Below are 5,767 nucleotides of genomic sequence, written 5' to 3' on the forward strand. Positions count from 1 at the left end.
GTTGTTTGTTTCGTTCAGTTTTCAAAGAACTACTTGGCCGCTCATTTGCGACTCCCTTATGTTAACATTTTCGTTAATTGATGTCAACTAAGTTTTTTATTTCGTTTGTCGCTTTCGACGTTATTGCATCGGCGACTTGTTCTATATTACACCTCTATACTCTAATCGTCAACACCTTTTTACAAAGAAATTTAATTTAAATATGTTAATACCCTTTAGGCTATATAAGCCCTTACAATAGTTTCATTAACGAAAAACTCTCTTCTCCTTCTCTTTACTAAATCTATCCTCCGAAACATATTCAATTAAATACTTCATTCGTCAAACCTTACTTAATTTATAAGAATGTTTTCCCTAAAGAAACTAGCAACCTTATTTTAACAAATACTAGTATATAATTAGAGAGTTATTGTATTCCCTAATGTACCTCTTTGCTTATCGTGTTGTACTACCAATAAAACTCTATTAGAAACAGGTGATAATATGAAAGATATACGTATTCTTATAGCAGACGATGATAAAGAAATTCGAAATTTATTAAAAATATATTTAGAACGAGAATTATATATGGTAGATACTGCGATTAACGGCGATGAAGCCTTGCAGTTATTTAATCAAAACAATTATAACCTCGTTATATTAGATATTATGATGCCAAAAGTAGATGGTATTGAAGTATGTAGAAAGCTTAGAGATAAAACTAACGTACCGATATTAATGCTGACCGCTAAAGATCACGAAGTTGATAAAATTTTAGGTTTAAGCATTGGCGCTGATGATTACATTACGAAACCTTTCAGCATTCACGAAGTGGTTGCACGAGTAAAAGCTCTTATGCGGCGTTTTTTAATTCTTGGAAGTAACAATACCGTTCAAGAAAAAACAACTTTAGCTTTTAAAGGACTCACTATCAATTTAAATACATATACAGTTCATACAAATAAAGAGGAAATCAACTTAACCGGAAAAGAACTGGAACTATTAAAATTCTTTACTTCAAATCCAGGGCAAGTATTTACAAAAACGCAGCTCTTCCGAAATGTGTGGGACGATAATTATATAGAAGATGACAATACCGTTATGGTACATATTCGAAAACTTAGAAAGAAAATAGAAATCGATCCTTCTAATCCAAAATTCATTCAAACTATATGGGGAATTGGTTATAAGTTTGTAGGTGAAAAGCTTGAAGACTGATAAAACCCTCTTCCTTATTTCATTACAACTTATCATTTGCGGACTTTTAAATATACAAATGGGCCCAAGAGTAAAAATGTCTTTATTTATTACCCTTATCTTAATTACAACTTATCTCTTCTTTTCAAGGATACAATTCATTCAAAATCACAAATCAATGAATACTAAATTAAGTCGTGTATTAAACGGAAATTTACAAACGAGATTATTCACAAGCAATGACCGTTCCTTACATAATATCGTTTTTTCAATAAACGAACTAATAGCTGAATTAGAAAAGGTTCGGATTGAAGCAAAAAGATACGAGAAATCTAGAAAACAACTTTTGTCTAGTATCTCGCATGATATCCGAACACCACTCACCTCCATTATTGGATATATCGATGCTTTAAAAGATGGAGTAGCTGCTTCTGAAATAGAAAAGCAAGAATATCTTAAAATACTTTATATGAAATCAAATAACTTAAAACATCTAGTTGATGAAATATTCAATATGGCAAAGCTAGACGCCAATGAATTCCCACTAAAAGAAGAAGAACTCGATTTTTCTGAAGTTACTAGAGAAGTTTTAATCGATTTTTTACCTGAACTCTCAAAACATAATATCGAACTACAGATTCTTATACCAGAATCTACTTGTCCTATCATCGCAGATCACCTTAGCCTTATGCGAATTATAGGTAATTTAATAAAAAATGCCATTTATTACGGAAAAGATGGGAAAACAGTAGGAATCGAACTACTAGAAACCAATACAGAATATGAACTTCTTATTTGGGACAAAGGCCCTGGCATTCCAAAACATGATTTACAAAACATATTTGAGCGAATGTACCGAAGCGAACAATCAAGAATCTCCTCTTTTGGTAGTAGCGGTCTCGGGCTTTCGATTTCTAAAGCGCTCGTTGAGAGAAATGGTGGGCATATATGGGTTGAAAGTATCCCATGGAAACGAACTACTTTTGGTTTTTCCATTCCAAAATACACTTCTTTTAAGAAATAGTTAAGAAATGATTAATATGCAGTTAAGCCTTCCTTCTTATTATGTAAGTAAGAACTTATAGAAAGTAGGTGTCTCCTATACATACAATTATAAAAACGACTAACCTTACTAAAGTATATGGCACTCAAAAATCAGTAGATAATCTAAATATTAATGTTCTACAAGGAGAAGTTTATGGATTCATAGGACGCAACGGTGCGGGCAAAACAACAACCATACGTATGCTACTTAGCCTTATAAAGCCTACAAGTGGAAACATTGAAATATTCGGAGAGGATTTATTTCAAAATCAAAAAGATATTTTAAGAAGAATCGGTTCTATCGTTGAGGTTCCAGGTTTTTATGAAAACTTAACTGCAAAAGAAAACTTATTAATTAATGCAAAGATAATTGGGATCCACAAAAAGAATGCCATTGAAGAAGCATTAGAAATAGTAGGCTTACAGCATGAAACAAAAAAGTTAGTAGGAAAGTATTCTTTAGGAATGAAGCAGCGCTTAGGAATTGCACGTGCTCTTCTCCACTATCCAGAACTACTCATACTAGATGAACCAACTAATGGACTCGATCCAATCGGTATTAAAGAAATGCGAAAACTCATTAAATCTTTAGCTCAGGAAAGAAATATAACGATACTCATTTCTAGTCACATATTAGCTGAAGTAGAACAACTAGTCGATCGTATGGGAATTATCCACGAAGGAAAGTTACTAGAAGAAGTTTCTCTTGATACGCTACGCAAATCCAACCGTAAGTACATAGAATTTCAAGTGAATAATGATAATAGAGCCACGATGCTATTAGAAAATCATCTTCAAATTTTTGATTATGAAGTACATGATGAAGGGAATATTCGTATTTATTCTCATTTTGGACAGCAAGGACACATAAACAGAACGTTCGTTCTTAACGATGTTGATGTATTAAAAATGGCGATGAGCGAAGACAGATTAGAAGATTATTTCACCAATCTAGTTGGAGGTGGAACAATTGGTTAATCTGCTCTATACAGAACTATTAAAATTAAAACGTTCCAATATGTTTTTGATTAGCATTATCGGGGCTGGCGTCGCACCCTTCTTAGTGGTCGTAGCGTCTTATATACACATAAAAACAAAACAACCTACTCCAACTATTTTGTTCCATCAACTATTCACTGAAGTTAACTTATATACTACTTTAGTTATAGGATTCCCCTTATATGGGGTAGTGATTGCTTATCTGTTTATCCGTGAATATACAGAAGATACACTAAAACATTTACTAACTATTCCAGTCTCACGCATTAGCTTTATTATAAGTAAGTTCATCATTCTCTTTCTTTGGATTATTATGCTTACTTTAGTCGCTTGGGCACTAACTTTATTATTAGGGCTAATAGGTAGCTTCCCTGGATTTAGCACCGTCTTACTCTTAAGCTCTCTCGTAAAATTTTTAATATGTGGTGGACTTCTCTTTCTATTGTCTTCACCTATTGTACTATTAACCGTTGTAATGAAGACCTATGTACCACCTATTATATTAACGGTCATTATTACAATGACTAACCTTATGCTCGTGAACTCTAAACATAAAGATCTATTTCCGTGGACCGCTACTCTAGATATCGCAAATAACGAATTACAACCCACATATCCACCAGAGTATTCTTATATCATCATTGCAGCAACAGCAATTTTCGGATGTATTGCAACACTATTCTATTTTAAGAGAGTAGATATTCATTAATTTATAGGAGTGAAACTATGAGCGATATCATCATTGCCTTCATACTCGGTATTGTAGAGGGATTAGCAGAATTTTTACCTATCTCTTCTACTGGCCACCTTATATTAGTCGGACATTTATTAGGCTTCGAAGGAGAAAGAGCAAAGACCTTTGAAATCGTTATACAGTTAGGCGCAATTTTAGCTATTGCGATTTTATACTATAAACGCCTTGTTTCTTTATGTAATATTAAACCTCTTCTACGAAAAGAGAAAAAATTCAACGCATTCCATGTATTTCTTGGTGTATTCCCAGCGGTAGTTGCTGGATTACTATTACATGGTGTTATTAAAACATACTTATTTCAGCCATATACTGTCGTCATTGGACTTGTAGCAGGAGCAATTCTTATGATTTTTGCAGAAGTAAAAAAGACAGAAGCAACCGCCTATTCACTGGATGATTTAACCTACCGTCAAGCATTAACAATTGGATTATTTCAATGCTTAGCGGTATACCCTGGCTTCTCTAGAGCTGGCTCTACTATTTCTGGAGGGTTATTAGCGAAAGTAAATTATAAGACCGCATCTGAATTCTCTTTTCTCATTGCTCTTCCTGTAATGGTTGGAGCTACAGGCTTAGACTTATTAAAAAGTTGGAAATATTTAAGCGTTGATGACATCCCTATGTTTGCGGTAGGATTCATTACCTCTTTTATAGTAGCAATGCTAGCCGTAGTAACTTTTTTGAAGCTTTTAGAGAAGATTGGTTTAAAACCTTTTGCATATTATCGTATTTTGCTGGCTATCTTATTTACGCTTTTCATATTGCTATAGATTCATATAAGTCACATATTACTAAACTGATATTCAAGTTGGAATATCAGTTTTTTCTCTATTTCACCTCTAGTATTACTCACTTCAATATGGCATAGTTGTAATAAATCGCCCTTAATAATCCAAATATTCTTCAAACAGTTATATCCTTTACCGTACGACACAATTGGAAAATTAAAAATCCGATATATGGACAGAACGTGTTTACAAACCATATTCATTCCGCATATTCTCTTTCTTAATTCGCAACACACCGATACAAATTTTAAATGAGTACAAAGGCATAACAAATAAGTAAATTTCTCAGGGATTATAAAAAAACTAAAGATTAATTAGAGTGAGGTAACGATACAAATGAACCCATTAGCACAAACATATTGGGATACTTATTGGGGAAACAATGAAAAACCAGCATCTGTTACAGCTTGGCAATTTGGGGATTCCCCTAATTATCTTGCACAATTAGTAATTGACGGTATCAAAACCGCAACATGCTCCGGTCACATTTTTTATGAATTAGAAAATGAACCACTACCAAAGACTAATGATTATAGTATTATACTCAATAGTCAGGATGAACCTGTAGCGATTATTAAGACAATAGAAGTAACTGTAACACCGATGAATGAAGTAAGCGAAGAATTCGCCATCGCTGAAGGCGAAGGAGATCGTACTTATAATTACTGGAGAAACACCCATGTTCGTTTTTTTACAAAGGAACTAAATGAGCTTGGTTTTACTTTTTCTGAAGATATGCTACTCGTTTGCGAACGATTTGAGCTCATTGATGTGAAAAATACAGCAGAACTATAATAAACAGAGCTTTACTGAAATTTCATATTGCTATTTTTTAACACAAATAAGCTCGTTATTTATAGTTCAAGAAAACTACAGATAACGAGCTTATTTTATAAAACACAAAAAAGACGAGTCATTCTGACTCGTCTTAAGCTTGCTTGGCGACGTCCTACTCTCACAGGGACAAGGTCCCAACTACCATCGGCGCTAGAGAGCTTAACTTCCG

6 protein-coding genes are annotated in these 5,767 nt (G+C 33.6%); all 6 read left to right on the forward strand.

Annotated features, from left to right (window positions below; translation table 11 throughout):
- The first annotated feature begins 483 nt into the window (after positions 1 to 483).
- The 6 genes from ACS2MN_RS30740 (at position 484) to ACS2MN_RS30765 (ending at position 5,556) form a co-directional block, all read left to right on the forward strand.
- Complete coding sequence (locus tag ACS2MN_RS30740; protein ID WP_000651985.1) at positions 484 to 1,197, forward strand: response regulator transcription factor; 714 nt, start codon at positions 484 to 486, stop codon at positions 1,195 to 1,197.
- Positions 1,187 to 2,200 (forward strand): sensor histidine kinase, encoded by a 1,014-nt coding sequence (locus tag ACS2MN_RS30745; protein ID WP_142389061.1) that lies wholly within the window; start codon positions 1,187 to 1,189, stop codon positions 2,198 to 2,200. The genes ACS2MN_RS30740 and ACS2MN_RS30745 overlap by 11 nt, the downstream gene beginning before the upstream one ends.
- Positions 2,201 to 2,268: 68 nt before the next feature.
- Positions 2,269 to 3,198 carry an ABC transporter ATP-binding protein gene (locus tag ACS2MN_RS30750; protein WP_000074550.1) on the forward strand — a complete coding sequence of 310 codons (930 nt, stop codon included), beginning with the start codon at positions 2,269 to 2,271 and terminating at the stop codon, positions 3,196 to 3,198.
- On the forward strand, positions 3,191 to 3,928 hold the full coding sequence (locus ACS2MN_RS30755; RefSeq protein WP_346995198.1) for an ABC transporter permease: 738 nt from the start codon (positions 3,191 to 3,193) through the stop codon (positions 3,926 to 3,928). The genes ACS2MN_RS30750 and ACS2MN_RS30755 overlap by 8 nt, the downstream gene beginning before the upstream one ends.
- A gap of 17 nt (positions 3,929 to 3,945) precedes the next feature.
- Positions 3,946 to 4,743, forward strand: a complete 798-nt coding sequence (uppP, locus tag ACS2MN_RS30760) for an undecaprenyl-diphosphate phosphatase UppP (RefSeq protein ID WP_001279970.1) — start codon at positions 3,946 to 3,948, stop codon at positions 4,741 to 4,743.
- 354 nt (positions 4,744 to 5,097) lie between these two features.
- Positions 5,098 to 5,556: an ASCH domain-containing protein gene (locus ACS2MN_RS30765; protein WP_001068554.1), complete on the forward strand. Its 459-nt coding sequence runs from the start codon at positions 5,098 to 5,100 to the stop codon at positions 5,554 to 5,556.
- Positions 5,557 to 5,767: the final 211 nt, after the last annotated feature.

It is taken from the genome of Bacillus cereus group sp. BceL062, from assembly GCF_051780025.1.
Classification (GTDB): Bacteria; Bacillota; Bacilli; order Bacillales; family Bacillaceae_G; genus Bacillus_A; species Bacillus_A toyonensis.